At 71.5% G+C, this 302-nt stretch carries 1 pseudogene; it reads left to right on the top strand.

The annotated features are described in order from the left end of the window. Window positions 1-302: pseudogene (locus tag KVT32_RS29610) on the top strand (hypothetical protein); the annotation flags it as partial.

Below are 302 nucleotides of genomic sequence, written 5' to 3' on the forward strand. Positions count from 1 at the left end.
ATGCCTTGGCGCTGGCGCTGACCGGCTGGGCCGCCATCGTGACCTGGCGCGCGCTGTGGAAGGCCGATGCGCCCGGGATCGACTTCGAGGCCATGTTCGCGCCGATGGCGGCGGTGTATGCGACGACGGCGTGGGGCGCCATCGCCGCCGCCTGCGGCTTCGGCGCGCGCCACCTGGAGCGCGACGGCCCGGCCCGGCGTTACCTGGTCGAAGCCGTTTTCCCCGCGTACATCGTGCACCAGACCTTGATCGTCACCCTCGCCCATTGGTTCAAGCCGGCCAGGCTGGCGCCCGGCATCGAA

The organism is Achromobacter sp. GbtcB20, assembly GCF_019091095.1.
Taxonomy (GTDB): domain Bacteria; phylum Pseudomonadota; class Gammaproteobacteria; order Burkholderiales; family Burkholderiaceae_B; genus Achromobacter; species Achromobacter mucicolens.